This is a genomic window from Rhodococcus sp. CX, assembly GCF_015865005.1.
Classification (GTDB): domain Bacteria; phylum Actinomycetota; class Actinomycetes; order Mycobacteriales; family Mycobacteriaceae; genus Rhodococcus.
In genome coordinates this window covers 47,693-72,813 of sequence record NZ_JADZGH010000210.1, presented here as the reverse complement: position 1 = coordinate 72,813, position 25,121 = coordinate 47,693, and the positions used below count along the sequence as shown (strand labels likewise).

The following is a 25,121-nucleotide window of genomic DNA, read 5'->3' as shown; positions in this document are numbered from 1 at the left end:
TCCCCACCCATCCCCGCCGCTCGCCCGGCTGCTCGAGAGCACCGAATCGGCGTCCTGGCTCGATCGCCCCGCCACGGTGGTCCGCGCCCTGGTGAGGCCGGTCGCCGACGGCCCCGCCGGAGGTGTGCTGCGCGGTGAGTTCCTCGGCCATCCGCTGCATCCCGCACTGGTGGCGGTCCCGATCGGCGCGTGGTCCTCGGCTGCGGTCTTCGATCTGGTCTTCCGCAAGCCGGACGCGGCCCGGCGACTTCTCGGAATCGGTCTGGCCGCGACCCCGCCGACCCTGCTCACGGGGTGGTCGGACTGGTCCCGCGGCACCACGATCCAGCGGCGGGTCGGGCTGATCCACGCACTGACGAACGCCACGGGCATCGCGCTGACGGGCGCGTCCTTCCGACGGCGGCGGTGCGCCCCGGAATCCTCGACGTCGTCGGTGGCGCTGAGCCTCGCGGGCCTGGGGATGATCGGTGTCGGCGGCGTCCTCGGCGGTCACCTGGCGTACGCACTCGGAATGGGCGTCTCCCCTCGCGCACACACCCACGACACCGACGCGACCGGCCCCGCCTACGACCCCGTCCTCGCCGAACCGGTCACGCCCGCGGATCGGTGAATCAGGGCTCCAGCTGGATCTTCACGGCACCGTCCACCTTGCGCTGGAAGATGTCGTACGCGTGCGGCGCCTCGGACAGCGGGAGCCGATGCGTGGCGAAGGTGTCGACGCCGAGCGGGTCGTCGTCGGTGAGCAGCGGCAGGATCTCCGGCACCCAGCGATTCACGTTGGCTTGCCCCATGCGCAGCGTGATCTGCTTGTCGAACAGGGTCAGCATCGGCATCGGGTCGGTCGCGCCGCCGTACACACCGCTGAGCGAGATGGTTCCGCCGCGCCGCACCACGTCGATCGCGCTGTAGAGCGCGGCGAGCCGGTCGACGCCGGCCTTCTGCATCAGCGGTTCGGCGACCGCCGACGGCAACAGCCCCGCCGCGGTCTGGGCGAACTTCGCGACCGGGCTGCCGTGTGCCTCCATGCCCACCGCGTCGATCACCGAGTCGGTGCCGCGCCCGTCCGTGAGATCACGGATCCGGTCGCCGAGCTCCCCGTCGGTCCCGTTCAGGTCGATCGTCTCGATTCCCCGCGCCTGGGCTCGGGCCAGCCGCTCCGGCACGAGGTCGACGCCGATCACGCGGGCACCGTGATGGTGCGCGATCCGGGCCGCCATGTCGCCGATCGGTCCCAGGCCGAGGACCGTGACCGTGCCGCCCTCGGGAATGTCGGCGTATTCGACGGCCTGCCAGGCGGTCGGCAGCACGTCGGACAGGTACACGAACCGGGAATCGTCCGGACCGTCGGGGACCTTGATGTGCGTGGACTGCGCGTGCGGGACCCGCAGATACTCCGCCTGCCCTCCCGGAAGGCTGCCGTACAGCTTGGAGTATCCGAACAGCGCTGCACCACTGCCGTATTCACGTACCTGGGTGGTCTCGCACTGCGAGAACAAGCCGTGCCCGCACATGAAGCAACCACCGCACGACACCTGGAACGGGATCACCACCCGGTCACCGGCCTTCAGGTTCGTCACCTCGCTGCCGACTTCCTCGACGATGCCCATCGGTTCGTGTCCGAGGATGTCGCCCGGCGACATGAACGCCCCGAGCACCTCGTACAGGTGCAGATCCGAGCCGCAGATGTTGGTGGTGGTGACGCGGATGACGGCGTCGGTCGGCTCCTCGATCCGCGGGTCCGGCACCGTGTCGACCTCGACCTTGCGCTTGCCCTGCCACGTCACGGCCTTCATCGTTGCATCCTTCCTCTCGCGTCCCCCGAACCGGATCTCCCCTGCCCCGGTTACCGCCGGGGGTTGCCGTTCAAACGCCGCGCACCGACAGCGCGGCGTCACGATCGACGGAGCAGCCGGATCACCGCGCGTTCGACGATCTCGCGGGCCTCGTCGTCGGACTTGCTGCGGGCGGCTCGCCGCAACGCGGCCCGTACGGTGCGGCCCTGTTCGTAGGCCGCAACGACTCGCGGATCGACGTACGAGCCGCGCGCCACCGCCGGCGTGTTGCCGAGTTCTTCCGCGACCCGGCGCATCACCTCGGCCTCGGCGTGGGCCAGGGCGCGGTCGCCGGCCGGGGGCTCCTGCTCGGCGAAGGCGGCGGCGGCCAGCACGGTCGCGTTCCAGGTGCGCAGGTCCTTGGCGCTGCAGTCGTCGCCGGCGAGTTCCTTGAACCGTGCGTTGATGTCGTCGGCGTGCAGTTCGCGCACGGTCTTTCCCTCGCGGTAGGTCAGCAGCCGGCCGCTCTCGCTCGGGACACGACGCAGCGCCCGCACCGCGGTCGCGAGATCCGGGTCGTCGACGGCGACGACCCGCCGGATCCCGCCCTTCGCGGGATAGTCGAAGGTGAGAACGTCGCCGCTGATCCGGACGTGACTGCGCAGCAGGGTCGCGACGCCACGGGTGCCGTTCTCCTCCGCGTACTCCTCCCCGCCGACGCGGAACACGGCCCGGTCCAGCAGGCGCAGCGCCACGGCCTCGGCGCGGCGACGCCCGGCTCCGCGGCGCACGAGATCGTCCTGCACCTGCTGTCGCCACTGCGGCAATCGGGACGCCATCGCCAGCACGCGATCGTGTTTCTCCTCGTCGCGTTCGGCGCGCCACTGCTCGTGGTACAGGTACTGGCGGCGACCGGCGATGTCGGTGCCGTACGCCTGGATGTGACCGTTCTCGTGGGGGCAGATCCAGACCTGCTTCCACGCGGGCGGGATCACGAGGGCCTCGATGCGTGCACGGACCGTCGCCGTCACCGCGGCGCCGTCGACGCCGATGTAGGCGAATCCACGTCCGCGCCGCACTCTCCGGATACCGGGCGTGCTGGTCACGCTCCGCCGCAAGATCATCCGTCCCTCCACCGGCACTGTCGCATTCGGGGGAATATCCCGAATCGACCGGGCCTACACAGCGTGTTTGGTCTCGTGCTCGCGGGTACCCGGGGCGGACGACGAAAGGACGGTGAACCATGAATTCTTCGGAAACGGGCCCGCTGGCATCGCGACGGGTCGCCATCCTGGCCACCGACGGCGTGGAGGAGGCCGAACTCGTCGAGCCCCGGCGTGCCGTCGAACGCGCCGGGGCCGAGACGAAGCTGCTCTCGCTGTCCGCCGGGGAGATCCAGGCGATGAACTCCGACGTGCATCCGGCCGGCAAGTATCGCGTCGACCAGGCGGTGGCCGACGCCTCCGTCGACGATTTCGATGCCCTGCTCCTGCCGGGTGGAACGACGAACCCCGATCACCTGCGGCAGGACTCCGCCGCGGTGGCATTCGTCCGGGACTTCGTCTCGTCGGGACGTCCGGTGGGCGTCATCTGTCACGGGCCGTGGACACTTGTCGAGGCGGACGTGGTGCGAGGCCGCACCCTCACGTCGTATCCGAGTGTGCGCACAGACATTCGGAACGCCGGAGGCACGGTGGTGGACAAGGAAGTGGTCGTAGACCGGAATCTCGTGTCCAGCCGCAACCCCCGCGATCTGCCCGCGTTCTGCGACGCCATCGTCGACGTGTTCTCACGAGTGACGCAGAGCTGACACCCGCACACCGCACGCTACACACGAAAGGTCGGCCGCACACGGATATCCGTGTGCGGCCGACCTTTCGACGGAATCTGTGGTGCCGGCGGAAGTGACGCGCTAGGAGCGGGCCTTGTCGGCAGCCTTCTGCTCGGTGGTGGCACCGCTGCTGACGAGAGCTCCGGCCGCGTTCTCGAGATGCGCGCGCACGAACCACTGGAACTTCTCGAGCTGACCGGTCTGCCCGATCAGCAGGTCCTCGGTGATGGGATCGAGTTCTCCCACTTCGGATATCGCCTTGCGGTTGTCTGCGATCAATCCGTCGTACACCAGATCGAGGGCGGCGAGGTGCGCCTGCGCGCTGTCCCGCCCCACCGAATAGTCGTCCCAGGTACGATTCTTCACGATCGCTCCGGGCGTGCCCTGCGGCGACGCACCCAGCGCCGCAATACGTTCGGCGGCATCGTCGGCGTAGCCGCGCACGAGCTCGACCTGCGGGTCGATCATCTCGTGTACCCCGATGAAATTCGGGCCCACCACGTTCCAGTGAATGTGCTTGAGAGTCAGGTGCAGATCGTTGTAGGCGCTCAGCCGTTCCTGGAGGATCTCCGCCACGCGTCCGCCGTCCTTCTCGCTCAGACCCGGAACTGTGAACTTACCCATGCGTTCTCCTCTCTCCAGCGATGTCCCTCCGGCGTGCGGAATCGGCATCGCGGTACCGGTCGATGTACGACATCTACCCGGCCGGTTCCAATGCTAAACACAGACAGCGGTTCCGGGGATCCGAAACGGTGACCTGATACACTCTCGCCACCGGAGCGGAAGTACGGACCGCAGTTCCGTTGAAGACTTTCGGGGACGAATCCCGAAAGCCCAGGCACCGCTACGTTTCCGCGGACCGCCGCCGCTGCCGAAATTGTGCGAAATAGGGGCTGAAAATCGTGACGAATACGACCTCCTCGGATTTCCTGGTAGTGGCCAATCGGCTGCCCGTCGACCTCGAACCCGATCCGGACGGAGGTCCGGGAACCTGGCATCGCAGCCCCGGAGGCCTCGTCACCGCGCTCGAACCGATCCTGCGGCAGACCAACGGCGCGTGGGTGGGCTGGCCGGGAACCCCCGATGTCGACCTCGAGCCCTTCGTCGAGGACGGGTTGACCCTGCATCCGGTTCGGCTCACCGAGACCGAGGTCGCCGAATACTACGAAGGTTTCTCCAACACGTCCCTGTGGCCGCTCTACCACGACGCCGTGGTCACGCCCACCTTCGACCGCAGCTGGTGGAAGACGTACGTGCAGGTCAACGAGCGGTTCGCCCGAGCGGCCGCGCAGGCGGCGGCGCCCGGGGCCACGGTCTGGGTGCACGACTACCAGCTCCAGCTCGTACCGCGCATGCTCAGGGAGATGCGCCCCGACCTGACGATCGGTTTCTTTCTGCACATCCCGTTCCCGCCCCCGGAACTGTTCCTCCAGCTACCGTGGCGCAGGGAGATCATCGAGGGTCTGCTCGGAGCCGATCTCGTCGGCTTCCATCTCCCCGGCGGTGCCGACAACTTCCGCTTCCTGACCCGGCGGCTGCTCTCCGCGCCCGCTCCCCGCCCCGGCTCGGCCGGCGCGGTCGAAGTCGGCGACCGCCTCGTGCGGGTCGGGGCGTATCCCATCTCGATCGACTCCGCCCACATCGACGAGCAGTCACGCTCCGCATCGACCCAATTGCGGGCCAAGCAGATTCGTGTCGAACTCGGCGACCCCGACACGGTCCTGCTCGGCGTCGACAGACTCGACTACACGAAGGGCATCGACATCCGGCTCGAAGCGCTCCGCGAACTCCTCGAGGAGGGCACCCTCGATCCGGAGAAGATCGTCATGGTCCAGCTCGCCACGCCGAGCCGTGAACGGCTCACCGCCTATGCGCAGCTCCGCGACGACGTGGAACGACAGGTCGGGAACATCAACGGCAAGTTCGGCCGGCTGGGCCGGCCCGTCGTGCACTACCTGCACCGGCCCGTCGATCGCGACGAGCTGATCGCGATGTACGCGTGTGCCGACACCATGCTCGTCACGCCCCTGCGCGACGGCATGAATCTCGTCGCCAAGGAATACGTCGCCTGCCACGGCGACGGCAGCGGTGCCCTCGTGCTCAGCGAGTTCGCCGGGGCAGCGTGGGAGCTGCGACGCGCCCATCTGGTGAACCCGCACGACCTGGACGCGGTCAAGCGCGCGATCGTCGCCGCCGTGACGGAGGAACCCGCCGTCAAGGCACGACGGATGCGCTCGATGCACACCCAGGTGATGAAGCACGATGTCGACCGGTGGGCGCGCACTTTCCTCGACGATCTGCGCGCAGCCCGTTCCTGACCATCCGATCCCGGTCGGTCACGTGCTGGGTTCGGGCAGGCGGCAGTCCTCGATCCTCGGATTGACACCGAAATAGTTCAGCGGGCCCGCGAGCACCGTCACGACCACCGTCGCGACACCCGCGCAATTCTGCTCGGTTCCGCTGAAGTAGCCACGCTGCCCGGCCGCGATCGCACCCACGACCAGCCAGATCAGCACCACGAGCGTGACGATCCGCACGTTGGCGACACCTCCTGTGACGACGGGTGCGGCCGGGTCCCGCAGGACTCCGGCCGCCCCCGGACGACATCTTGCTGTGAGCGTTACTGCTGGGCGCGCTGCCTGGCCTCGTCCGCTTCGGCTTTCGCCCTGGCCTTCTCCGCCTCCGCTTCCTTGCGGGCGACCTCGCGCTGATCCTCCGCCTTGTCCTGCTGGGCGCGGCCCTCGCGGGTCAGATCGTCCTGGCCGGTGACGGCACCGACGGCCTCCTTGGCCTTACCCTTGACGTCCTCGACGACGCCCTTGACGGCCTCGCTGGGGCCGCTCTTCTCGTCTGCCATGCGAATCCTCCTGTCGGAACTCTTCACTGACGCACAGGGGCTACCCCGCCGTGGCCGGTCTCAACCCGCCCGGAGATCTTGTTCACATCATCGCGGCGATCAGACCGACGATGACGGCGACGAACACCAGCACGATGACGATCACCGCGCCGAGCGTCATCCACCCGGTCACGGGGAAACGCTTCCTCGTCTCCGGTTCCGGAGCGGACAGCCCGGAGGTACCGGCGGATTCGGGTGGCGTGGTGCCGGGCGGCACTCCTCCGCCGGGCTCGAGACCGGGCGTGGTGCCGGGATCTGGATCGGTGTTGCCGTGTGGTTCGGGATCGGGAACTGTCATCGGACCCACCTTCCGGACGGAACGTGTAGTCCTCGTCGCATACCCTCACTCGACCGCTGCGACACCTCCCGCGACCCCGCCGTAGTCCGCGACCGCCCGCAGCGCGTCCTCTCGGGTTCCGCGGGCCGGGGTCGTGCGCAGGGCCCCTCCGTCGTGCCGAAGACGATCCATGAAGGCCCGCACCGCCGACGGCGGGGGAACCCGCGTCGACCCTAGGTAGCCGGCGAGGATCATGTCCTCACCGGATCCGGTCTCGACGGCGAGCGCCCACCCTTCGTCCGGGGTCCAGACGAGAGCCACTTCACGGCCGGGATACAACTCGAGCTCCGGAATGCCCACGTACGCCTCCCAGGCGCCGTCGTCGCGGGCCGCCCATTTCCCTTCCGGAATGCCCAGTTCCTGGGCGACCTGCTCGATGTACCGGGTGAACCCTCGGACCATCACCTCGTCACCTGACGGCCGTTCCATCACGCTCTCCTCACATCCGCAGGACCGGCACGGATCCGGCGGGACGGGAATACCCACGTCGGACGAATCCGACACGCTGTGTGTTCCCAGTATCCTCCCGGCCCGTCTCGTTTGGTCGAGTACTCGCACGGGCACTCGTCCGGTAGGTCCGAGGGAAGGGAGACAGCGCCATGCCCACATGCGATACCTGCGGAAACGACTACGACAAGACGTTCACCGTGACCCGCGCCGACGTCACCGGCACCTACGACAGCTTCGAGTGCGCGGTCCAGGGGATGGCCCCGGTGTGCGCGCACTGCAGCTGCCGGATTCTCGGCCACGGCGTCGAGGTGGACAGCACCATCTATTGCTGTGCGCACTGCGCGCGTGCCGCCGGCAGGCCCGAAGTCACCGACCGCGCCGAACACCACTGAGGAGGTGCCATGAGCCAGGACGTCGAGAAGCGGTGGCGCGATCCCGCGACCTTCCGATCCGCGATGTGGTACGCGGCGATCGTCGTCGCTGTCGCGCTGCTCGTGCTGGCGGTCGGGGTGGTGTGGGGACTGGCCGTCTCCGGAGACCGCTGCGCCGAGGAGTCGTTCGCGGTGTGCACCGCGCCGGCGAAGCAGATCCTCGCGTTCGGCCCGCCCGTGGTCCTGCTGATCGGCGGGCTCGGCGCGCTGTACCGCGCATTCCGCACATGGCAGCGACACGGGACGTGGCCGATCTGGCAGGGCGTCGGATGGGGTCTGCTCGTGGGGATGATCGTCTTCCTGATGTTCTCGTTCGGCGTCCTCGTCAGCGACTGAGAAACGCCGGGTTTGCCGGTCTCGCCCGGGGGTAGTCACGGTACGAAACCGTTGCACCCCGGACGGACCACCGCATTCCCGGATCGGAGGACAGGATGACGAAGACCGGACCCGACGGCGCCGCGGGCACGCCCGAACAGCGCGATCCGAAGGACAGGCAGCTCGACGGCTTCCGCGTGGACCGCAACTCCGGTTACCTCACCACTCAGCAGGGCGTACGGGTCGACCACGACGACGACTCCCTCACGGCCGGCACCCGAGGACCGACACTCCTCGAGGACTTCCACGCACGGGAGAAGCTCACCCACTTCGACCACGAACGCATCCCGGAGCGGGTCGTGCACGCGCGGGGCGCCGGCGCGTACGGCTTCTTCGAGCCCTACGACGATTCGCTCGCCGAGGTCACCACCGCCCGGTTCCTCACCACACCCGGGGTGCGTACCCCGGTGTTCGTGCGGTTCTCGACCGTGGCGGGGTCACGCGGTTCCGCGGACACGGTCCGTGACGTCCGCGGTTTCGCGACGAAGTTCTACACCGAACAGGGCAACTACGATCTGGTCGGCAACAACTTTCCGGTCTTCTTCATCCAGGACGGCATCAAGTTCCCGGATTTCGTGCACGCGGTGAAACCGGAGCCGCACAACGAAATTCCGCAAGCGCAGTCCGCGCACGACACGTTCTGGGATTTCGTGTCACTGCAGCCGGAGACGCTGCACGCGGCGATGTGGCTGATGTCGGACCGCGCGCTGCCGCGCAGCTACCGGATGATGCAGGGCTTCGGAGTCCACACCTTCCGGTTCGTCAATGCCACGGGCACCGGAACATTCGTCAAATTCCATTGGACACCGAAACTCGGCACGCACTCACTGGTGTGGGACGAGTGCCAGAAGATCGCCGGTAAGGACCCGGATTTCAACCGCCGCGATCTGTGGGAGGCGATCGAGGCCGGGCAGTATCCCGAGTGGGAACTCGGTGTGCAGTTGGTTCCCGAGTCGGACGAATTCGCTTTCGAATTCGACCTTCTCGACGCCACGAAGCTCATTCCGGAGGAGCAGGTGCCGGTGCAGCCCGTGGGGCGGATGGTACTGAACCGGAATCCGGACAACTTCTTCGCCGAGACCGAGCAGGTCGCGTTCCACACCGCGAACCTGGTGCCCGGCATCGATTTCACCAACGATCCGCTGCTGCAGGCCCGCAACTTCTCGTATCTCGACACCCAACTGCTCCGGCTGGGCGGACCGAACTTCTCGCATCTGCCGGTCAACCGGCCCGTCACCGAGGTGCGCACCCACCAGCACGACGGATACAGCCAACCGACCATCCAGCGGGGAAAGGCGTCCTACCACAAGAACTCGCTCGGCAGCGGGTGTCCGGCACTGGCCGACGAGGAGGTCTTCACGCACTACGCGAAGCACGTGGACGGGCACGTGGTGCGGGCCCGCAGCGACAGTTTCACCGACCACTACAGCCAGCCACGTCTGTTCTGGCACAGCATGTCCGAAGTCGAAGCCGATCACATCGTCGCGGCCTTCGGCTTCGAGCTGGGGAAGGTCACCGACGTCGACATCCGCGAACGCGTCGTCGCCGAGCTCGACCTGGTCGATCACGGCCTGGCATCACGGGTCGCAGGTGAACTCGGCCTCGACGCCCCACCCGAGTCGTCGCTCGTCGACATCGTGCCGCCCTCCCCCGCGCTCTCCCAGCTGAACACTGCGATGGACAGCATCGTCGGCCGGCGCGTCGCGGTACTCGCGGCCGACGGTGTCGACGTCACCGGCGTCGACCGACTCGTCGAGGCGCTCACCGAACGGGGCGCGATCGTCGAGGTGCTCGCGCCCAAGGGCGGCGGCGTGCTCACCGGCGGTTCCGGGGGCGACATCGCCGTCGACCGCGCGATCAACACCATGGCGTCGGTGCTGTACGACGCGGTGGTGGTCCCGTGCGGGCCCGACGCGATCGCGACCCTCCGGAAGGACGGCTACACGCTGCACTTCCTGGCCGAGGCGTACAAGCACGCCAAGCCGATCGCAGCGTTCGGGGCGGGTCTGGACCTGCTGCCCGCCGCCGGGCTGCACTGCCCGGTCGCCGAGGGCCCCGACGTCCTCACCCATGCGGGTGTGGTGACCTCCACGGCCGCCGAGGCGTCACTGCCGGGAGAGTTCTTCGACGCCTTCGCCGACGTCATGGCGCGGCACCGGGCATGGGACCGCGAGGTGGACTCCGTGCCGGCATGACACTCGCCGGATCCGGCACGCCGTGGGCGGGAGCCCATCGCGCGCCGGATCCGGATGTGTCAGATCTGCTTGGGCAGCGTGGTCACCGTCGCGCCCTCCTCCGTGCGCTCCGGCAACGGCTGCAACGGCAGCGCGTCGCGGTCGTCGGCGAGGGACGACAAGTGCCGCAACACGATCCCCTCCCGCAGCGCCCACGGACTGATCTCGAGGCTGTCCAGGCCCAGTGCCGTCATCGCACAGTCGGCCACGATCGCGCCGGCGAGCACCTGCCGGGCGCGGGACTCCGACACACCGGGCAAGCGGCTGCGGTGCTGTGCGGGCATGCCCGCAAGCTTGTCGATCACCCGGCGCAGCTGGTCGAGCTGCAGTGTGCGGGCAACGAAGGGTCCCTTGCGCTGGGCCGGGGAACCGGTCAGCCGAGCCAGCTGCTTGAACGTCTTCGACGCCCCGACGGTAACGTGCGGATCGCCCTCCCACTTCAGTCGGTCCGATGCGTCACCCAGGGTGTCCCGCACGTCTCGGCGCAGCCTCTTGAGTTCCTTCGCGGTGGGTGGGTCGCTCTCGAGATAGCGGCGTGTCAACCGGTTCGCACCGAGCGGCAGCGACAGCGCGATGTCCGGCTCGGTGTTGCGCCCGAGGGCCAGTTCCATCGAGCCGCCGCCGATGTCGAGGACCAGCAGCCGGCCCGCGGACCAGCCGTACCACGCGTGCACCGCGAGGTAGGTCAGCCGCGCCTCCTGATCGCCCGAGAGGTATTCGGGGCGGATACCGGACGCCTGCACGATCCGGTCGAGCACCGCGTCCCGGTTCTCGGCGTCACGGATCGCCGCGGTCACGAACGGGAACAGCCGATCCACTCCGTACCGGTACGCCGCGTCGACCGCCGTCGCCACCGCGCTTGCCGCGCGGTCCGCGCCTGCGACGCTGAGGGATCCGTCCGGCTGCACCTCGTCGGCGAGCCGGGTCGGCACCCGGATCGCGTGCACGGGCAGCGGGGGCGCACCGACCTCTGCCTCGACGATCTGCAGCTGGGCCGAGTTGGAACCGATGTCGAGTAGACCGAGCCTCACCCCCGGGGGGTACCCAGCCGCGGGGACGACGACACGTGATCGGCGCTTCGTCCTACTGCGCGACCACCCGGAAGGTGTCGAGTTTCGGGTCGGTGGCGTCGGGGACGGCCATCCCGGCGGCGAGCCCGCTGCGCAGATAGTCGACGACCGCGTCGTCGATCAACTCGCCGGGCACAACCACCGGAATGCCCGGTGGATAGGGCGTCAGTTGCTCGGCCGCGATGCGTCCGGGCGCCTGTGCGGCGGGCACGTCCTCGACCTTCTCCGCGAAGAACGCGTCCCGGGGCGACATCCGGGATTCGAGTTGCAGTTCGTCCGGTGACGGCAGGCGGCTCGAAACCGTCCGCCGCGGCCGCGCAGGCTTCGAACGCCCGGATCAGCCGGTCGGCGGTCTCCGGGCCGTCCGCCATCGACATCGTCGCCATGATGCGGCGGTGGTCGGACAGCCCCATGTCGACCCGGCAGTGTTCCCGGATCCAGTCCGCGAACTGATAACCGGAGGCACCGGTCTCGCTGACGTCGACGAGGATCTGCAGTCGGTCCAGATCGTGCGAGGCTTCGTGGCCGAGCAGTTCGTCCTCGAGGACCTGCAGCCCGGGAATCTGCGAAAGACGTTCGCGCAGTTGCCTGCTCAGCTCGAGCGCGTCGCCCAGCAGCCTCTCGCCACGCTCGACCATCTGCCGGCGCCACGCGTCGATTCCGCTGTAGACGAGCACGTTCGGGCTCGTCGTCATCAGCAGGTCGGCGCACGTCGACAGGTGGGCGAAGTCGATGAGATCTCCCTGGGTGTGGAAGACCGAGCCCTGCTCGAATCCGGCACCCATCTTGTGGACGCTGACCACGCACACGTCGGCGTCGGCGTTCATCGCCCAGGTGGGCAGATCGTCGTGGAACGGCAGGTGCGCGCCCCACGCCTCGTCGACGATGAGCGGCTTGCCCCGTTCGTGGCAGACCTCGGCGATGCCCTCGATGTCCGCGCACGTCCCGTACGGGCTGGGTGAGACGATCAGGGCTCCCACCGCGTCCGGATGCTTTTCCCAGCCTTCCCGGATCTGCTCCGGCGACGGCGGATGCGACATGTGCCGCTCGGCGTCCCACTGCGGGGTGACCCACCGCGGCTGGATGCCTCCGAAGATCAGCCCGGCGACGACGGATTTGTGGGAGTCGCGACTGAGCAACAGCCCGCCCGAACTGTGCCCGGCCACCGCCATCATCGCCGCTTTCACCGACAGCGAGCTTCCGCACGTGGAGAAGAACGCGTGCTCGGCGCCGACGGCTTCGGCCATCAGGTCCTCGGCGTCGGAGAGGTAGTGGTTGCGCGCGAGCCGGTCGTCGAGTCCGCCGGTCGCCAGCACATCGAATCGATAGGCGTCACCGAGCACGTCGAGCGCGCGCGGGTCGGCGCCGCGGCCCTGGCGATGTCCCGGCGGGCTGAATCCGTAGCGGTCCTGCCGGTGGTAGTCCGCGAGCGCGTCGAGCAGCGGCGCCCTCCCCTGATCCTTCCGATCTCCGCTCATGCCGCAGCGGGTACCCGTTCGGGACCGGTTCGATTCGGCACCACGGGGTACCCCTGCGCCATGGAACTGATTGCAATCCTCATTCTGATCGGCGTCGTCGTCTTCGTGATCGCCAAGAGATCGGGCCCGCGCCAGCAAGGATGAACCCCTCGTCAGCCAGCCGATCGACACCCAGCCGATCGACTCCGCCCGGAGTCACGGCAGGGCGGGCGCGAACCTGCGGTAACCGTCGCGCACGTCGACCCATCCGTCTCCGACACGGCGCACATCGGCCCACCGGACCAGGAACGCACCGCGGTGCCGCCACCGCAGATAGCGGGCGATCAGCGCCGGGGCGTCGACCGAACTCCGTTCGTATCCGAGGAACGAGCCCGCGGATCTCGGGCTGACCAGCAGCGCCGCCAGGGTGGGGCCCTCATTCCCCGAAAGAGCGAACCGGACGTCGACGACCGTGCCGAGACCGTTGCCGTCGCTGTCGCGGACTCGCGCCCCGACGATCTCACTCAACCGCACGACGACCTCCCGGGATCCGTCCGACGACGCGGTCGCGGACCCATCGTTCGATCCACAGGTGGTCGAGGTCGTCACCGTGCACTGTCAGGTGCACCGCCACGTCGATGCGGTCCACGTCGGCCCAGTCGATGCGGTCCAGCCGCGAGTCCGGCGGTGTGCCGCCGAAGATGCGCGTCGGCAGCGCGTTGCCGCTCAGGATCGCCTGCACCTGCGGCGGCGCCGCCCCGGCCGGGATCTTCCGGCCCGTTTCGATGCCGTCGAGCTCGAGATCGTCGACGGTGGTGACCGGGCGGCCGTCGACGTCGACGAGCAGCCGGTCCAGCAGGTGCAACCGCGCGTCGAGGACACGACCCTCGATCGGCAGCCGAGGCAGAGCGTCCGATTCGGTCACGATCCGGCTCCCGTCATGATCAGCAGGGGTACGGCAGCGGCCGAGGCGGCGACGATCACGGGCACGTAGGCCAGCGCGAAAGCGTTGACGACCCGGCCGTTGACGTGCTCGCCCATGTATTCGGGGTCGTTGGCGACGATGAGGATCGGAATGTAGGTCAACGGCAGCGCCACCGCCGAGAACACCACAGAAACCTCGGTCACCAGAACGGGATCGACGCCGGTCGCGAGGATCGCGAGTCCCACGAGCAGCGACACGATCATCACCAGGTGGAAACGGGCGGCGTCCGCGGGAGCCCGGAACTTGCCCCACCGCCAGCCGAAGAACTGCGCGAGCGTGTAGCCGCTGGACAGCGTCGTCTCGAGGGCAGCACCGAAAGTCGCGGCGACGATCCCGACGATCGCGAACGCCAGCGCCAGGCGACCGCCGGCCTCCGCCACCGGCAGGACGATCTGGGAGAGGGATTCGACGCCGATGTTCTGCGGGAGCAGCACCACCGCGGCGCAGGCGGCCACACACACCGACAGGACCCCGCCGAGCGGGAAACCGACGAGCACGTTGAGCCGGGCCTTGCCCAGGTCCTCGACGGTCCACTTCTCCTCGAGCGCACCCGACGAGAAGAAGAACACCTCGTACGGCGTCATCGCCGCACCGAACAATGCGACCGCATAGAACCAGTACACCGCGGTCGACTCGGCTTCGGGGACGGCCGGGGCGAGGATCTGCTGTCCGAGTTCACCCCAGTCGGGCCCCAGCAGGAACAGCGCCACCCCGAACACGATCAGGCACAGTCCGGCCAGTCCGGTGACGTTCTCCATGACGGTGAAACGGACCCGCCAGATCACCAGCCACACCGCGAACGCCGCGACCGGCATCCACATCAGGGGCCCGACGCCGGACGCGAGTTGCAGCGCCAGCGCGACGCCGCCGACCTCGGCGGTCAGTGTCATGAGATTGATCAGGAAGGACGCTGCGAGGTCCGCCAGCGCCGCGCGGGGACCGAGACGCTCGCGGATGATCTCGAACGTCGCGCGCCCGCTGACCGCGGCGACCCGTCCGGCCATGTTCGCGTACAGGCAGATGCCCCCGACCCCAAGCACGACGACCCAGACCAGGCTCAGCCCGAAACGGGATCCGACGACCGCGTTGGTGACCAGGTCCCCGATATCGAGGAAACCGCCGATGGCGGTGAGAACGCCGAGTGCGACGGCGAACAGTTTCGTCACCGCGCGCCCTCCCCGAACGCCGACAGCGTGTCGGTGAGCCGGCGAAGTTCCTGGTCGAGGGACGCTGCGTCCGCGGACCCCGGCACGCCGGCGACGTGCCCGCGGGCCCGGCCGAGCACCGCTACCGCGTCGTCGAGGTAGCCGAGCAGCACGTCCCGGTGCGCCGCCTCCTCCGGCGACGCCGTCTCGGCGGTGGCCGTAGCGCTGTAGGAGGTGAGAACCGTCTCCAGAGCGTCGTCGAGCACCACGTCCGCGTGGTTACCGGTGGTGCGGTGCGCAGTGACCAGCGACAGTCCCAGCTGGGCGGACGCGGTCGCCGATGCCGCATCCTCCGCCGCCCGCGACAGATCCCCCTCCGTTCCCCCGGGCAGACCCGAGCAGCCGCACGACAAGGACACCGCCACGATTCCTGCGACCACGCCTCGCCGCCAACGCACCGGAACCTCCCGAGCTGCACCGCCGCATACGGTGCGCACAGGAGTACCCCGCGAACGGAATTTCAACCCGCACGGTCGGTTTCCTGCACACCCGTCACAGAAGGCGACCGTCTCCCCGCGGTCGGTGCCCCTCGGCGGTTCGGGAATCGGGACCGAGTGGTCGAGGTAACACCCTTCGCGGCATAATCGCGGAATGACCGATTCGACCACGGATACCCGCGCAGGACGGGAGCTGCGCGCCGACAGGCCCCAGCGTGTCGGCAGCTTCCGGTACATCGTCGCAACCGACGAATGGGAGTGGTCCGATGCGGTGGCTCGGATGCACGGATACGAGCCCGGTACGGTGCATCCGACAACGGAATTGGTTCTGTCCCACAAGCATCCGGAGGATCTGCAGCAGATCACCGAGGTGCTGAACGCTCAGCGCACGACCGGCAGGCCGTTCAGCAGCCGGCACCGGATCGTGGACGTCGCCGGGAACGTCAAGCAGGTCGTCGTGGTCGGTGACCAGCTGCTCGACGACACCGGCGCGGTCATCGGCACGTCCGGGTTCTACGTCGACCTCACCGAGAGCTACGCGGACGAGATCCGTGAGACCGTCGACGAAGCGATGTCCACTTTCGCCGAGTCACGCGCGATCATCGAGCAGGCCAAGGGTGTGCTGATGGTCGTGTACGGAATCTCCGCCGAGCACGCCTTCGAGATCCTCACGTGGCGGTCTCAGGAGACGAACACCAAGCTCCGGGCGCTGGCCCAGCGCATCGTCGACGTCGTCACCGGCGGATCCGGACCGAAGATTTCCGATTCCTCGCGAAACGAGTTCGACCACTTCCTGATGACCGTGCACCGGACGATCTCCCGCGAGGATCGCCCCGCGAGCCGCCCCTGAGCGACCTGCACCCCGGGCCGGCTCGCGGGTATCACCCGAACTGTCCGATTCAGCACAGTCCTCCCGAATCGGCACAATCCCCGATCGATCACGTCCTCATCGTTCGGTTCCGCGCTTGGTCACCGCGTCACGCATACGGTCGAGCAGGCCGGTGACCGGGCCGAGGATCTTGTCGCCCGGCGGTTCGTCCGGGGCGGACGGGTGCGGCCGCGTCGGCGCCAGCTTCTTCGTCGACTCCACCTTCTTCCCGAGGTCGATCAGTTCCTCCTGGGTGAAGACGCTCCGCATGTGCGGGAAGATCTCGCTCTCCTCCTCGGCGACGTGTTCGCGGACCTCCTGCATCAGCAGTGCGAGCTGGGCTTCGAACTCCGGCGTCCGGCTTCAACCCCTCCAGCCGCTTCATCGTTCTCTCGGCCTCCGCGTGCTCTTCCTTGGCATGCTCGGCCTCGCTTTCGCTGACCTTCTTCTTCACGGCCGGATAGACGTCGGCCTCCTCGGCGACCGAATGCCGCACCAGCTCGATGGTCACCTGGTCGGTGAGATCCTTGCGCCGCTGCCGCGCCTCGTCGGTTCCGATGCCGTGGAGTGCCTCGAGTTCGGCGAACATCCGTTCCACTTCGCGGTGATCGTGGGTGAGGACCTCGATCACGTCGCGCTCGCTCGTTGTCATCGCTACCTTCCCTTCGATTGCTCCAGTGGCGGGTAACCCGGTCCGGGTTCCCGGAAACCGTTCGGCCGCCTGCCGATTTCCGGACCGCGGGGTCGATTTCCGAACCTCTCGGGTGTGGCAGTCGACTTTGTGGGTATCCCTCGGTCGTCCCGGCCGGCCACTGTCGATACGGCCGTCACCCGATCTCGTGGGAAGTGAGCGAACTCGTGCGATCCGTTCGTGTTGCGTCGGTACCCGCCTCGCATGTCTACGTTCGGCACCTGGCGGATCCGGACGGCGACGGGGTGACGCGGATGCCGGATCCGGTGCCGGCGGACGGCCGCACGGTTCCCGGCGGCTGGTGGCCTCCGCTGATGCTCGAGCCCGGCTGGGTCACCGAGCACCACCACGAATTCGACGTCTTCCACGTGCATTTCGGATTCGACGCGATCGAGCCTGCCCAGCTCGAGGACATCGTCGCCGAGCTCGACGACCATCGAATCCCGTTGGTGTACACGGTGCACGATCTTCGTAATCCGCACCACGACACTCCGGGTGCACACGAGAAACAACTCGACGTCCTGATCCGCGGCGCCACCGAACTGATCACCCTCACCCCCGGCGCGGCGGCACGCATCCACGAGGTGTGGGGACGCTCCGCCACGGTCGTCCCGCATCCGCACGTCGTGGAGAAGGAGTGGTTCGACCGCCCGCGCCCGGCCGAGGACCGGTTCGTGGTCGGTGTGCACGCGAAGAGCCTGCGCGCGAACATGGACGTGCTGCCCGTCGTCGAAACACTGTCCGAGACAATCGGTTCGCTGCCCGGAGCGATCCTGCGCATCGACCTCCACGACGAGATCTTCGATCCGGGCAATCATTGGTACGCACCCGACACCGGAGCCGCACTGACGGCCTTCGTGGACCGCCCCGGCGTCGAGGTGCTGGTCCACCCCTACTTCTCCGACGACGAGTTGTGGCGCTACCTCTCGTCGCTGACCGTCTCGGTCCTGCCCTACCGCTTCGGCACGCACTCGGGGTGGCTGGAGGCCTGCCACGACCTGGGAACCGCCGTCGCCGCGCCGAGCTGCGGCTTCTACGGGCAGCAACAACCGTGCGCGGTCTTCGAATTCGACGAGCACCGGTTCGATCCCGATTCGCTCGACCGCGGCATCCGCGATCTGTACCACCGCCCTCGGCCTCTTCCTCGGCCCGCATGGGAGAGCCGGCTCGCCCAGCGCCGGAACATCGCGCGCACCCACCGGGATCTCTACGAGCGGGCACTGCGTGAACGGGGACGGTCGTGAGCACCGGGTCGCTGCGGATCGCGCTGATCGCGTCCAACAGGTACCCCATCCGCGAGCCGTTCGCCGGTGGACTCGAGGCGCACATCTGGCACCTGGCCCACGCGCTCACCGATGCCGGGCACCGCGTCACGCTGTTCGCAGCGGAAGGATCGGATCCCGGTCTGCACGCCACGTTTCTCGACGTCCACGAGTTCGCCCCGAGCGCGGCCGCACGCACCGACGAATCGATGGTGCCGGAAACGTTTCTCGCGGACCACCACGCGTATCTGTCGTTGATGCTGCAGCTGGCCGGACCGCTCGCCGGGCGCTTCGACGTGATCCACAACCACAGCCTCCACTACCTGCCGGTGGCAATGGCGCACACGCTCGACGTTCCGGTGGTGTGCACGCTCCACACGCCCCCGACGCCGTGGATCGAATCCGCGCTGGCCACGCCGCGGCGGTGTGACGGCTCACCGCGACGAAGGTGGCGGGACACCCGCGACCGTGATCCACAACGGGGTGAACCTGCAGGCTTGGCCGCCCGGCCCCGGCGGAACCGACCTGATGTGGTTCGGTCGCCTCGTTCCGGAGAAGGGTGCGCACCTGGCGATCGACGCGGCCCGGCGCTCCGGCCGAAGACTCCGGATCGCCGGACCGATCTGCGCTCCTTCCTATTTCGACGAGCACATCGCCCCGCACCTCGGTGACGACGTGATCCATCTCGGGCATCTCGATCGTGCCGATCTCGCCGCGGAGGTGGGTCGCGCCGCCGCCGTCCTGGTGACACCCTGCTGGGACGAGCCCTATGGTCTGGTCGTCGCCGAGGCGCTGGCCTGCGGAACCCCGGTGGTGGCGTTCGCGCGCGGTGCGATCCCCGAACTCCTCACACCCGACTGCGGGGTTCTCGTCCCTGACGGGGACACCGCCGCGATGGCCGAGGCCGTGCCCGTCGCAGCGACTCTCCCGCGCGAGGCGGCACGGGCGCGGGCGCAGTCGTACTGCTCCGAGCAGGTCATGGTCGCCACCTACCTCGACCTCTACCGGGACCTGCTCCGAACAGCATGTCCCCGAGTGGGTGTCACCTGATGATCGGCTACTACATCCACCATCACGGCCACGGGCACCGCTCCCGCGCCGCGGCGATCTGCGCCCACCTCGGCATCCCGGTCACCGCTCTGTGCTCCGAGCCGGTTTCCGATCCGGACGGCGTCTTCGCCGAGACGGTGGTCCTCCCCCGCGACGACGCCGCGCCGACCGCGCAGGACCCGACCGCGTTCGGGACCCTGCACTGGGTTCCCCGCCTCGATCCCGGCCTGCGCCGCCGTCAGGCTGCATTCGCCGCGTGGATCGAACGGGCGCGGCCCACCGCGATCGTCGTGGACGTGTCCGTCGAGATCGCGCTGACGGCACGACTGTTCGGCATTCCCGTGGTGACGGTCGCCATGCCCGGAAACCGCACGGACGCAGCGCATCAGCTGGCCTACCGATTGTCCGATCGCATCATCGCGGCCTGGCCGCGCGCGATGTACGAACCGGAATGGCTGCAGCCGTTCGCCGACCGGACCAACTATGTGGGAGGCATCAGCCGCTTCGACGGACGGTCCTCGTCGCGGTTCCGTCCCGACGAGGACACGGTGCTGGTTCTCGGCGGCAGCGGAGGATCCTCCCTCACTGCCGCGGACCTCGAGGCGTACTCCGAGTGCGAGCCGCGCTTCGCGTGGGAGGGTCTCGGCATCGCCGGCCGGGAGTGGGTCGACGACCCGTGGCCGGCGCTGTGCCGCGCACACGTGGTCGTGGGCCACGCCGGTCAGAACACGGTCGCCGACATCGCCGCGGCCCGCCGGCCCGCCGTGCTCGTCGCCGAGCCACGGCCCTTCGACGAACAACGCGCCACCGTCAGCGCCCTCGATCACGCCGGTCTCGCCGTGGCCCTGACCGGCTGGCCGGAGGCGCAGGCGTGGCCCGGGTTGCTCGATCGTGCTCGCCGGTCCGATCCGGGTCGCTGGGATCTGTGGGGCACGGAGGGTGCTGCCGCGCGGGCCGCGGCAGCGATCGAGAAGGTCGCCGGCGAATCGAGCTGCGCGTGAAGACCTGCGTGGTGACCATTGCAGCGCATCGGCACCGGCACCTGAGCTTGCAGTTGCGCGGGTTGTACCGCGGCGACCGACGTCCCGACCGGCACGTCGTCGTCGCGATGGGCGACCCCGGCGTGGCATCGACCGTCGCTCGTACCGGCAGCGACGCCAGCATCGTGTTCATGCCTCACGCCGAAGGCCCGCTCCCCCTCGCCGCGGCCCGCAATCTCGGGGCGGACCGTGCGCTCGATCTCGGCGCAGAGCTGCTCGTGTTCCTCGACGTGGACTGCATTCCCGCGCCCGGGATGCTGCGTCGCTACGAGGATGTCGCAGGCGACGAGCGCTATCGGGATGCGCTGCTGTGCGGGCCGGTCACATACCTCCCACCGCCGCCGGAGAACGGCTACGACCTGGACCGGCTGCCGGAAATGGTCGATCCCCATCCCGCCCGGCCTGTCCCGGCCGACGATGACGTTCTTCCGTCACGAGACCATCACCTGTTCTGGTCGCTGTCGTTCGCGACGACCGCCACCACCTGGCGGCGGCTCGGCGGTTTCTGCACCGACTACACCGGTTACGGTGGCGAGGACACCGACTTCGGTTGCACGGCAGCACGATCCGATGTGGAACTTGCGTGGGTCGGGGGTGCTCACGCGTTCCACCAATATCACCCGGTGTCCGACCCGCCCGTCGAGCACGTTCACGACATCGTCACCAACGCAACAATTTTCCAACGAAGGTGGGGATGGTGGCCGATGCGGGGGTGGCTCGACGGTTTCGCCGAACTGGGTCTGGTCCGCTACGACACCCGCCGCGGCCGTTGGATCTGCACGGCCGCGGCTCGGTGACAGCTCGGCGTCCCTCCCCGGGCGCCTCTACACGGAGTGCCGGCCCTCCCGGCTCGCGTCACCCTCGTCCGTTCGCACCTCGTCCGTCCGCACCCGGTCCGTTCGCAGATCCCGCCTCGGCTCCGTATCGTCCGCCGAAGCCCGGGACTCGGCGGGCGCCGAGGGCGCGGCGGCGTCGGGATCGAGCCGGTCGGCGCGCTCACGCTGCTCGTCCAGCTCGCTGCGAACCGATTCCGCCTCCTCCCGCTGTACTTTCGCGCGGCTTGCGAGGCGGGCCGCCTCGGCCTGCTTCTCGGAAGCCTCCGCGGCTGCCCGGCGGGCCTTGGCAGCGGTCTCGTCGGCGATGGCCGCGCGCTGTTCCGCGACCGGGGCACGTTCGGCGACCTGTGCCCGCAGATGCGCAGCCTCGGTGCGACGATGTTGCGTCCGGCGTCTGGTCAGCAACCAGGCGAGCAGCAGCACCACGACGACGATCACGATTGCCAGTACGATCCAGCCCAGCGCGTCCATGTCGAAACCTCCGATCGGATCGGGTTTTCCCGGGCATACCCACCGGTCCGTCCCGGAAAACCCCGAGCCTGTCGGAATGCGCCGTCGGCGGGCCGGTCAGCGACCCCCGAACCCCTCGAGGAGCGCGGCGTTCACGGCGTCGGCGGGATGCACGGGAAGCGTGTGGTGCGTGGCGTCGTCCAGCACGATCGTCCGCGCATCGGGAAGGAGCCGCCGGACCGCTTCGTCGACGCGGCGGCTGTCGTGAACCTTGCTGCGCCGAGCGAGGATCACCGTGGTGTCGACGCCGAAGTCGCGGAATGCCTTCCCGGACGGCCTTTTCGGGACGATCGTCTTCGATGCCGGGAATGTCGCACCGAGCGCGAGAAGGTCCAGCCATCCCTCGTCCAGCGGGCGACCTCCGGTTTCCCACGCGACGAAGGTTCGTTCGCGCTGTTCGGTCGGGCGCAGCAGAAGCGGCAACGCGCGCAGCAGATACCCGGGCCGCATCCCCGAGAAGCACGAATTCGGGTCGAGCAGAACGAGTTTGTCGACGCGTTCAGGTCTGCGCAGGGCAGCGGCGAGCGCGATCATCGCACCGTACGAGTGCCCCGCGATTCCGAAGGTGTCCAGGCCGAGCCCGTCCACGACCCCGAAGAACCAGTCGAGCAGATCGTCGACGGTCCGTGGCGGGTGTGGGCCCGGGACACTACGTCCGGCATCCCCGAGGATGTCGACGGCATGGACGCGGTGCCGTGCGCCGAGTGCCGCGACGTTGGCGAACCACGCCGTCGAGGTCGCACCCCCGCCGGGTAGCAGCACGACCGGAGGCGCGTCCGGCGGCCCGTACGCGTTGATCCGGGTGCTGCCGTGTCCGGATTCGAGATCGATCGAGGTGGTGCCGTCGGGCCAGCGGGCCAGCACGGCGTCGTAGGCGCGATGGAAGGCGGTACCTGCCGGTGTGTTCGTGAATTCTTCGATCGTCGGTTGGGACATTGCAACCTCCGCCATGGAATTATCTCGACGATCGAGATAGTAGACTGTCGAGGTAATCTGGTCGAGCCGGAGGACTGGTCGAGCCGGAGGATCAGCAGTGACGGACACGGAGAACGGCCGGGCCCTGGCGATGGTGCACGGTCTACGGGAACTCGTGGTGCAGCTGAACCTGTTCGGCTCCGAGTTCGCCCGGACCCACGGACTTCACGCCACCGATGTGCGCGCCCTGATCGCTCTGCTCGACGCTGCCCGCGCCGGCGCCGTCGCGACGCCGGGATGGCTGGGGCAGCAACTCGGCCTGAACTCCGCGTCGACCACCGCGCTCGTCGACCGTCTCGAGAAGGACGGCCTGGTGGCGAGGGAACGCGACGGCCAGGACCGCCGACGCGTGAGGTTGCAGGTCACCGAGTCCGCCGAACAACTCGGCTGGAGCTTCTTCGGGCCGCTCATCGGCCGGGCTGTCGGGGTTCTCGACTCGTTCTCCCCCGAGGAACTCGCCACGATCGACGAGTTCCTCTCGAAGATGCGAGCCGTGGTCGAGAATGTCCGCGTGACCGGAGCAGGAACCGAACCCGGATCCTGACCGCTACCGTCCGAAGGAAACGCCGTGCAGCAGAAGCATCTCGCATTCGTGTTCGCCGCGTCGGCAGTCGTGGGTGTCGTGGTTCCGTACGCCGCGCGGTGGTTCATCCTTGCCGATCGGTGCCCGACCGGCAAGGATGAGCCCCCCTCTTCTATGCCGAGACCCGGAGCGCCCCCATCGCGCTCTCGAGCGAGGTGTGCAGTTGCAGACGGGTCTCGCCCGCGGCGAGCAGCAGTCGTTGCACCGGCCGTTTCCCGACGAGCACCCACCGTGCGTCGCACTGGTTTGCCCTCGCTTCGAGAGCCTCGAACACAGCGAGCCCCGCGGACCCGATGAATTCGACTTCGGACAGGTCGAGCACCATTCGCGCGGACGGACGCAGCCGGTCGCTGGCGTAACGACGCAGCGCCGGAGCGTTGAGCAGGTCGATCTCGCCCTGCACAGCGACCCGCACCATGTCACCGCTTATCCGTTCGGTGACGAAACGCGCACCGGCGGATGTTTCATCGGGCACACCCGTGCTGGTAGCCCAACGTGTAGCGGCGCGAAAATTGGGAACAACAGTCATGACACTCCCATCGAAACGATGGGAAGAATCGCAGAAAGTCGGGCGGCCTGCCACGGATGCCCGCTTCCGCGATGCTTCCTGGTCCAGGCTGTGTGCTCAACCTGGACTCAGCCTACGTCAAATCGACGGCAATGCTCAACGGACGACATCGGAATCTCATGATTCGGACGCGTCGGACGTTCGTTTCAAGGTCTCTACCACCTGCTTTGCAACCTCGGACAATCGCAGGTTCATCCGCTGCGACGCCTCCCGGAGCAGCGTGAACGCCTGTTCCTCGGGCACCTCGTGGATGGCCATGAGCAGTCCTATCGCCTTCCCGATCTCCCGATTGCTCTCGAGACCGGCACGCAGCGAGACGGCCTGGTCCCGGTGGGCCCTCGCGCTCAGCGCCACCGACGCGAACGCGGCGAGCACCGCGCCCGCGTCGAGAGACTGCTCCGTCAACGCGCCCGGTGTGTCGGAGAAGATGTTGAGGGCCGCGGCGTCCGCACCTTCGACGGTCAACCGGAATCCCGCCGCTCCGCGGACGGGGGTGGATTCGAGGATCCACTTCGTCAGCGCCGGCCAGCGGGTGCGGACTGCCAGGTCGGTATCGAGTTCGGTCGTGTCGTGGTGCAGGACGTCGATGCACGGGCCTTCGCCGAGTTCCCTTTCGGCAGCGTCGATTCGGCGGGCCGTGTCGTCGCCGGCCGCGACCGTACGCATCGACGACCCGCGCCGCACCACGAGACTTGCTCGATCGCAACCGGGAACGAGCATCGGGGCCGCGACGCACAGCGCTGCGCACATCTGCGCGTAGTCCTCTGGGCCGTACACGATCTCCGCGAGCCGCGCGAAGACGGCCCCTGTCTCCTCGCGCTGTGCATCCTCGTTGCTCATACGAATTCACCTTTCGCGGTCACGATTCATACACGACCTTCTTGGGTATTCTCCGCTCGAACGGGAGGTGCCGGATCGTGTCGAGCCGGCGACCGACCGAGAATCCGACTGAAAGGGCCCCGAACCCATGGCGACGACCGCTTCGATCGACTCGGACCGCGCGCACACGCATCCCATCGTGGAACTGCGCGTCCGCGCCGATCCGGGACAGCTCCCCGTGTTGCGTGCCGTCGCCGCCGCGATCGCGCTGCAGCAGGACTTCGATCTCGACACCGTCGCCGACGTGAAACTCGCCGTCGACGAAGCAGCCACGCGCCTGATCATGAGTGCCGTCGACGGAACCGACGTCACGTGCCGGTTTCAGGCGATCGCGCCGACGCTGCGCATCAGTGTCTCCGCCACGACCCGACCTTCGCCC

The 25,121-nt window shown here is 68.4% G+C and carries 29 protein-coding genes and 3 pseudogenes; 13 read left to right on the top strand and 19 right to left on the bottom strand.

Features of this window, described 5'->3' with window-relative positions; genetic code table 11:
* The first annotated feature begins 28 nt into the window (after positions 1–28).
* Positions 29–610: a DUF2231 domain-containing protein gene (locus I0Q12_RS23285; protein ID WP_197255163.1), complete on the top strand. Its 582-nt coding sequence runs from the start codon at positions 29–31 to the stop codon at positions 608–610.
* A gap of 1 nt (position 611) precedes the next feature.
* On the opposite strand, the gene I0Q12_RS23280 is transcribed toward I0Q12_RS23285, so the two are convergent.
* Both I0Q12_RS23280 and I0Q12_RS23275 read right to left on the bottom strand, forming a co-directional pair.
* Positions 612–1,793: a zinc-dependent alcohol dehydrogenase gene (locus I0Q12_RS23280; RefSeq protein WP_197255149.1), complete on the bottom strand. Its 1,182-nt coding sequence runs from the start codon at positions 1,791–1,793 to the stop codon at positions 612–614.
* Between the two features lie 98 nt (positions 1,794–1,891).
* Complete coding sequence (locus I0Q12_RS23275; RefSeq protein WP_197255147.1) at positions 1,892–2,896, bottom strand: DNA topoisomerase IB; 1,005 nt, start codon at positions 2,894–2,896, stop codon at positions 1,892–1,894.
* A gap of 119 nt (positions 2,897–3,015) precedes the next feature.
* On the opposite strand from I0Q12_RS23275, the gene I0Q12_RS23270 reads away from it, so the two are divergent.
* Complete coding sequence (locus I0Q12_RS23270) at positions 3,016–3,582, top strand: type 1 glutamine amidotransferase domain-containing protein (protein WP_197255145.1); 567 nt, start codon at positions 3,016–3,018, stop codon at positions 3,580–3,582.
* A 102-nt stretch (positions 3,583–3,684) separates the two neighbouring features.
* On the opposite strand, the gene I0Q12_RS23265 is transcribed toward I0Q12_RS23270, so the two are convergent.
* Complete coding sequence (locus I0Q12_RS23265) at positions 3,685–4,227, bottom strand: Dps family protein (RefSeq protein ID WP_197255143.1); 543 nt, start codon at positions 4,225–4,227, stop codon at positions 3,685–3,687.
* Positions 4,228–4,505: 278 nt separating this feature from the next.
* Here I0Q12_RS23265 and I0Q12_RS23260 point away from each other — a divergent pair, with 278 nt between their 5' ends.
* Positions 4,506–5,921, top strand: a complete 1,416-nt coding sequence (locus tag I0Q12_RS23260) for a trehalose-6-phosphate synthase (RefSeq protein ID WP_307846456.1) — start codon at positions 4,506–4,508, stop codon at positions 5,919–5,921.
* Positions 5,922–5,939: 18 nt separating this feature from the next.
* On the opposite strand, the gene I0Q12_RS23255 is transcribed toward I0Q12_RS23260, so the two are convergent.
* From I0Q12_RS23255 to I0Q12_RS23240, 4 genes are all read right to left on the bottom strand, one after another.
* Positions 5,940–6,140, bottom strand: a complete 201-nt coding sequence (locus I0Q12_RS23255; protein ID WP_197255141.1) for a hypothetical protein — start codon at positions 6,138–6,140, stop codon at positions 5,940–5,942.
* Positions 6,141–6,223: 83 nt separating this feature from the next.
* Entirely contained in the window at positions 6,224–6,460 is a 237-nt protein-coding gene (locus I0Q12_RS23250) for a CsbD family protein (RefSeq protein ID WP_197255139.1), read from the bottom strand.
* A gap of 82 nt (positions 6,461–6,542) precedes the next feature.
* On the bottom strand, positions 6,543–6,797 hold the full coding sequence (locus tag I0Q12_RS23245) for a DUF6480 family protein (RefSeq protein WP_197255137.1): 255 nt from the start codon (positions 6,795–6,797) through the stop codon (positions 6,543–6,545).
* A 45-nt stretch (positions 6,798–6,842) separates the two neighbouring features.
* A complete protein-coding gene (locus I0Q12_RS23240; RefSeq protein WP_197255135.1) occupies positions 6,843–7,265 on the bottom strand; it encodes a DUF6292 family protein in 423 nt (140 codons plus the stop codon).
* Positions 7,266–7,435: 170 nt separating this feature from the next.
* Between I0Q12_RS23240 and I0Q12_RS23235 the strand changes: the two genes are divergently transcribed.
* From I0Q12_RS23235 to I0Q12_RS23225, 3 genes are all read left to right on the top strand, one after another.
* A complete protein-coding gene (locus I0Q12_RS23235; protein ID WP_197255133.1) occupies positions 7,436–7,678 on the top strand; it encodes a hypothetical protein in 243 nt (80 codons plus the stop codon).
* Between the two features lie 9 nt (positions 7,679–7,687).
* Positions 7,688–8,053 carry a hypothetical protein gene (locus I0Q12_RS23230; RefSeq protein ID WP_197255132.1) on the top strand — a complete coding sequence of 122 codons (366 nt, stop codon included), beginning with the start codon at positions 7,688–7,690 and terminating at the stop codon, positions 8,051–8,053.
* 95 nt (positions 8,054–8,148) lie between these two features.
* Positions 8,149–10,287, top strand: coding sequence for a catalase (locus I0Q12_RS23225; protein WP_197255131.1), 2,139 nt, complete (start codon positions 8,149–8,151; stop codon positions 10,285–10,287).
* Between the two features lie 59 nt (positions 10,288–10,346).
* Here I0Q12_RS23225 and I0Q12_RS23220 read toward each other — a convergent pair whose 3' ends face one another.
* The 6 genes and pseudogenes from I0Q12_RS23220 to I0Q12_RS23195 all read right to left on the bottom strand — a co-directional run bounded on the left by I0Q12_RS23220 (position 10,347) and on the right by I0Q12_RS23195 (position 15,402).
* Positions 10,347–11,357, bottom strand: coding sequence for a hypothetical protein (locus I0Q12_RS23220; RefSeq protein WP_197255130.1), 1,011 nt, complete (start codon positions 11,355–11,357; stop codon positions 10,347–10,349).
* A 52-nt stretch (positions 11,358–11,409) separates the two neighbouring features.
* Positions 11,410–12,874: pseudogene (locus tag I0Q12_RS23215) on the bottom strand (aminotransferase class I/II-fold pyridoxal phosphate-dependent enzyme).
* A gap of 195 nt (positions 12,875–13,069) precedes the next feature.
* The gene (locus tag I0Q12_RS23210) at positions 13,070–13,387 is read right to left on the bottom strand and encodes a PRC-barrel domain-containing protein (RefSeq protein WP_197255129.1); all 318 of its coding nucleotides are present in this window, start codon (positions 13,385–13,387) and stop codon (positions 13,070–13,072) included.
* Positions 13,374–13,778 carry a hypothetical protein gene (locus I0Q12_RS23205; RefSeq protein WP_197255128.1) on the bottom strand — a complete coding sequence of 135 codons (405 nt, stop codon included), beginning with the start codon at positions 13,776–13,778 and terminating at the stop codon, positions 13,374–13,376. Before I0Q12_RS23205 ends, I0Q12_RS23210 begins: the two co-directional genes overlap by 14 nt.
* Positions 13,775–15,004 (bottom strand): NRAMP family divalent metal transporter, encoded by a 1,230-nt coding sequence (locus I0Q12_RS23200; protein WP_197255127.1) that lies wholly within the window; start codon positions 15,002–15,004, stop codon positions 13,775–13,777. The genes I0Q12_RS23205 and I0Q12_RS23200 overlap by 4 nt, the downstream gene beginning before the upstream one ends.
* Positions 15,001–15,402: a hypothetical protein gene (locus I0Q12_RS23195; RefSeq protein WP_307846454.1), complete on the bottom strand. Its 402-nt coding sequence runs from the start codon at positions 15,400–15,402 to the stop codon at positions 15,001–15,003. Before I0Q12_RS23195 ends, I0Q12_RS23200 begins: the two co-directional genes overlap by 4 nt.
* Positions 15,403–15,634: 232 nt before the next feature.
* Between I0Q12_RS23195 and I0Q12_RS23190 the strand changes: the two genes are divergently transcribed.
* Complete coding sequence (locus I0Q12_RS23190; protein ID WP_197255125.1) at positions 15,635–16,330, top strand: PAS and ANTAR domain-containing protein; 696 nt, start codon at positions 15,635–15,637, stop codon at positions 16,328–16,330.
* A 96-nt stretch (positions 16,331–16,426) separates the two neighbouring features.
* Here I0Q12_RS23190 and I0Q12_RS33635 read toward each other — a convergent pair whose 3' ends face one another.
* Both I0Q12_RS33635 and I0Q12_RS35185 read right to left on the bottom strand, forming a co-directional pair.
* On the bottom strand, positions 16,427–16,672 hold the full coding sequence (locus tag I0Q12_RS33635) for a hypothetical protein (protein WP_231611272.1): 246 nt from the start codon (positions 16,670–16,672) through the stop codon (positions 16,427–16,429).
* Between the two features lie 73 nt (positions 16,673–16,745).
* Positions 16,746–16,937: pseudogene (locus tag I0Q12_RS35185) on the bottom strand (hemerythrin domain-containing protein); the annotation flags it as partial.
* A 356-nt stretch (positions 16,938–17,293) separates the two neighbouring features.
* Here I0Q12_RS35185 and I0Q12_RS23180 point away from each other — a divergent pair.
* The 4 genes and pseudogenes from I0Q12_RS23180 to I0Q12_RS23165 all read left to right on the top strand — a co-directional run bounded on the left by I0Q12_RS23180 (position 17,294) and on the right by I0Q12_RS23165 (position 21,188).
* Positions 17,294–18,283 carry a glycosyltransferase family 1 protein gene (locus tag I0Q12_RS23180; protein WP_307846453.1) on the top strand — a complete coding sequence of 330 codons (990 nt, stop codon included), beginning with the start codon at positions 17,294–17,296 and terminating at the stop codon, positions 18,281–18,283.
* Positions 18,280–19,351: pseudogene (locus I0Q12_RS35180) on the top strand (glycosyltransferase family 4 protein). The gene I0Q12_RS23180 and the pseudogene I0Q12_RS35180 overlap by 4 nt, the downstream one beginning before the upstream one ends.
* Positions 19,351–20,352 carry a glycosyltransferase gene (locus tag I0Q12_RS23170; protein WP_197255122.1) on the top strand — a complete coding sequence of 334 codons (1,002 nt, stop codon included), beginning with the start codon at positions 19,351–19,353 and terminating at the stop codon, positions 20,350–20,352. The pseudogene I0Q12_RS35180 and the gene I0Q12_RS23170 overlap by 1 nt, the downstream one beginning before the upstream one ends.
* A complete protein-coding gene (locus tag I0Q12_RS23165; protein WP_197255120.1) occupies positions 20,349–21,188 on the top strand; it encodes a galactosyltransferase-related protein in 840 nt (279 codons plus the stop codon). Before I0Q12_RS23170 ends, I0Q12_RS23165 begins: the two co-directional genes overlap by 4 nt.
* A 27-nt stretch (positions 21,189–21,215) precedes the next feature.
* Here the strand turns inward: I0Q12_RS23165 and I0Q12_RS23160 are convergent, their stop codons facing one another.
* Both I0Q12_RS23160 and I0Q12_RS23155 read right to left on the bottom strand, forming a co-directional pair.
* The gene (locus I0Q12_RS23160; RefSeq protein WP_374068769.1) at positions 21,216–21,713 is read right to left on the bottom strand and encodes a hypothetical protein; all 498 of its coding nucleotides are present in this window, start codon (positions 21,711–21,713) and stop codon (positions 21,216–21,218) included.
* 81 nt (positions 21,714–21,794) lie between these two features.
* Positions 21,795–22,673, bottom strand: coding sequence for an alpha/beta fold hydrolase (locus tag I0Q12_RS23155; RefSeq protein ID WP_197255117.1), 879 nt, complete (start codon positions 22,671–22,673; stop codon positions 21,795–21,797).
* A 97-nt stretch (positions 22,674–22,770) separates the two neighbouring features.
* Here I0Q12_RS23155 and I0Q12_RS23150 point away from each other — a divergent pair, with 97 nt between their 5' ends.
* Positions 22,771–23,256, top strand: coding sequence for a MarR family winged helix-turn-helix transcriptional regulator (locus I0Q12_RS23150; RefSeq protein WP_374068768.1), 486 nt, complete (start codon positions 22,771–22,773; stop codon positions 23,254–23,256).
* A 151-nt stretch (positions 23,257–23,407) separates the two neighbouring features.
* On the opposite strand, the gene I0Q12_RS23145 is transcribed toward I0Q12_RS23150, so the two are convergent.
* Both I0Q12_RS23145 and I0Q12_RS23140 read right to left on the bottom strand, forming a co-directional pair.
* Entirely contained in the window at positions 23,408–23,770 is a 363-nt protein-coding gene (locus I0Q12_RS23145) for an STAS domain-containing protein (protein ID WP_248673145.1), read from the bottom strand.
* A 210-nt stretch (positions 23,771–23,980) separates the two neighbouring features.
* Positions 23,981–24,703 (bottom strand): GAF and ANTAR domain-containing protein, encoded by a 723-nt coding sequence (locus tag I0Q12_RS23140; RefSeq protein ID WP_197255115.1) that lies wholly within the window; start codon positions 24,701–24,703, stop codon positions 23,981–23,983.
* 127 nt (positions 24,704–24,830) lie between these two features.
* Here I0Q12_RS23140 and I0Q12_RS23135 point away from each other — a divergent pair.
* On the top strand, positions 24,831–25,121 hold a 291-nt coding region (locus I0Q12_RS23135; RefSeq protein ID WP_231611270.1), incomplete at its 3' end, for an ATP-binding protein.

What these genes read in the sequence shown, in the direction of transcription:
- I0Q12_RS23250 (WP_197255139.1), bottom strand. Translation starts at nt 6,460, where the DNA reads ATGGCAGACGAGAAGAGCGGCCCCAGCGAGGCCGTCAAGGGCGTCGTC.
- I0Q12_RS23140 (WP_197255115.1), bottom strand. Translation starts at nt 24,703, where the DNA reads ATGAGCAACGAGGATGCACAGCGCGAGGAGACAGGGGCCGTCTTCGCG.
- I0Q12_RS23280 (WP_197255149.1), bottom strand. Translation starts at nt 1,793, where the DNA reads ATGAAGGCCGTGACGTGGCAGGGCAAGCGCAAGGTCGAGGTCGACACG.
- I0Q12_RS33635 (WP_231611272.1), bottom strand. Translation starts at nt 16,672, where the DNA reads ATGCAGGAGGTCCGCGAACACGTCGCCGAGGAGGAGAGCGAGATCTTC.
- I0Q12_RS23270 (WP_197255145.1), top strand. Translation starts at nt 3,016, where the DNA reads ATGAATTCTTCGGAAACGGGCCCGCTGGCATCGCGACGGGTCGCCATC.
- I0Q12_RS23170 (WP_197255122.1), top strand. Translation starts at nt 19,351, where the DNA reads ATGATCGGCTACTACATCCACCATCACGGCCACGGGCACCGCTCCCGC.
- I0Q12_RS23180 (WP_307846453.1), top strand. Translation starts at nt 17,294, where the DNA reads ATGCCGGATCCGGTGCCGGCGGACGGCCGCACGGTTCCCGGCGGCTGG.
- I0Q12_RS23155 (WP_197255117.1), bottom strand. Translation starts at nt 22,673, where the DNA reads ATGTCCCAACCGACGATCGAAGAATTCACGAACACACCGGCAGGTACC.
- I0Q12_RS23240 (WP_197255135.1), bottom strand. Translation starts at nt 7,265, where the DNA reads ATGGAACGGCCGTCAGGTGACGAGGTGATGGTCCGAGGGTTCACCCGG.
- I0Q12_RS23235 (WP_197255133.1), top strand. Translation starts at nt 7,436, where the DNA reads ATGCCCACATGCGATACCTGCGGAAACGACTACGACAAGACGTTCACC.
- I0Q12_RS23265 (WP_197255143.1), bottom strand. Translation starts at nt 4,227, where the DNA reads ATGGGTAAGTTCACAGTTCCGGGTCTGAGCGAGAAGGACGGCGGACGC.
- I0Q12_RS23275 (WP_197255147.1), bottom strand. Translation starts at nt 2,896, where the DNA reads ATGATCTTGCGGCGGAGCGTGACCAGCACGCCCGGTATCCGGAGAGTG.
- I0Q12_RS23245 (WP_197255137.1), bottom strand. Translation starts at nt 6,797, where the DNA reads ATGACAGTTCCCGATCCCGAACCACACGGCAACACCGATCCAGATCCC.
- I0Q12_RS23190 (WP_197255125.1), top strand. Translation starts at nt 15,635, where the DNA reads ATGACCGATTCGACCACGGATACCCGCGCAGGACGGGAGCTGCGCGCC.
- I0Q12_RS23225 (WP_197255131.1), top strand. Translation starts at nt 8,149, where the DNA reads ATGACGAAGACCGGACCCGACGGCGCCGCGGGCACGCCCGAACAGCGC.
- I0Q12_RS23230 (WP_197255132.1), top strand. Translation starts at nt 7,688, where the DNA reads ATGAGCCAGGACGTCGAGAAGCGGTGGCGCGATCCCGCGACCTTCCGA.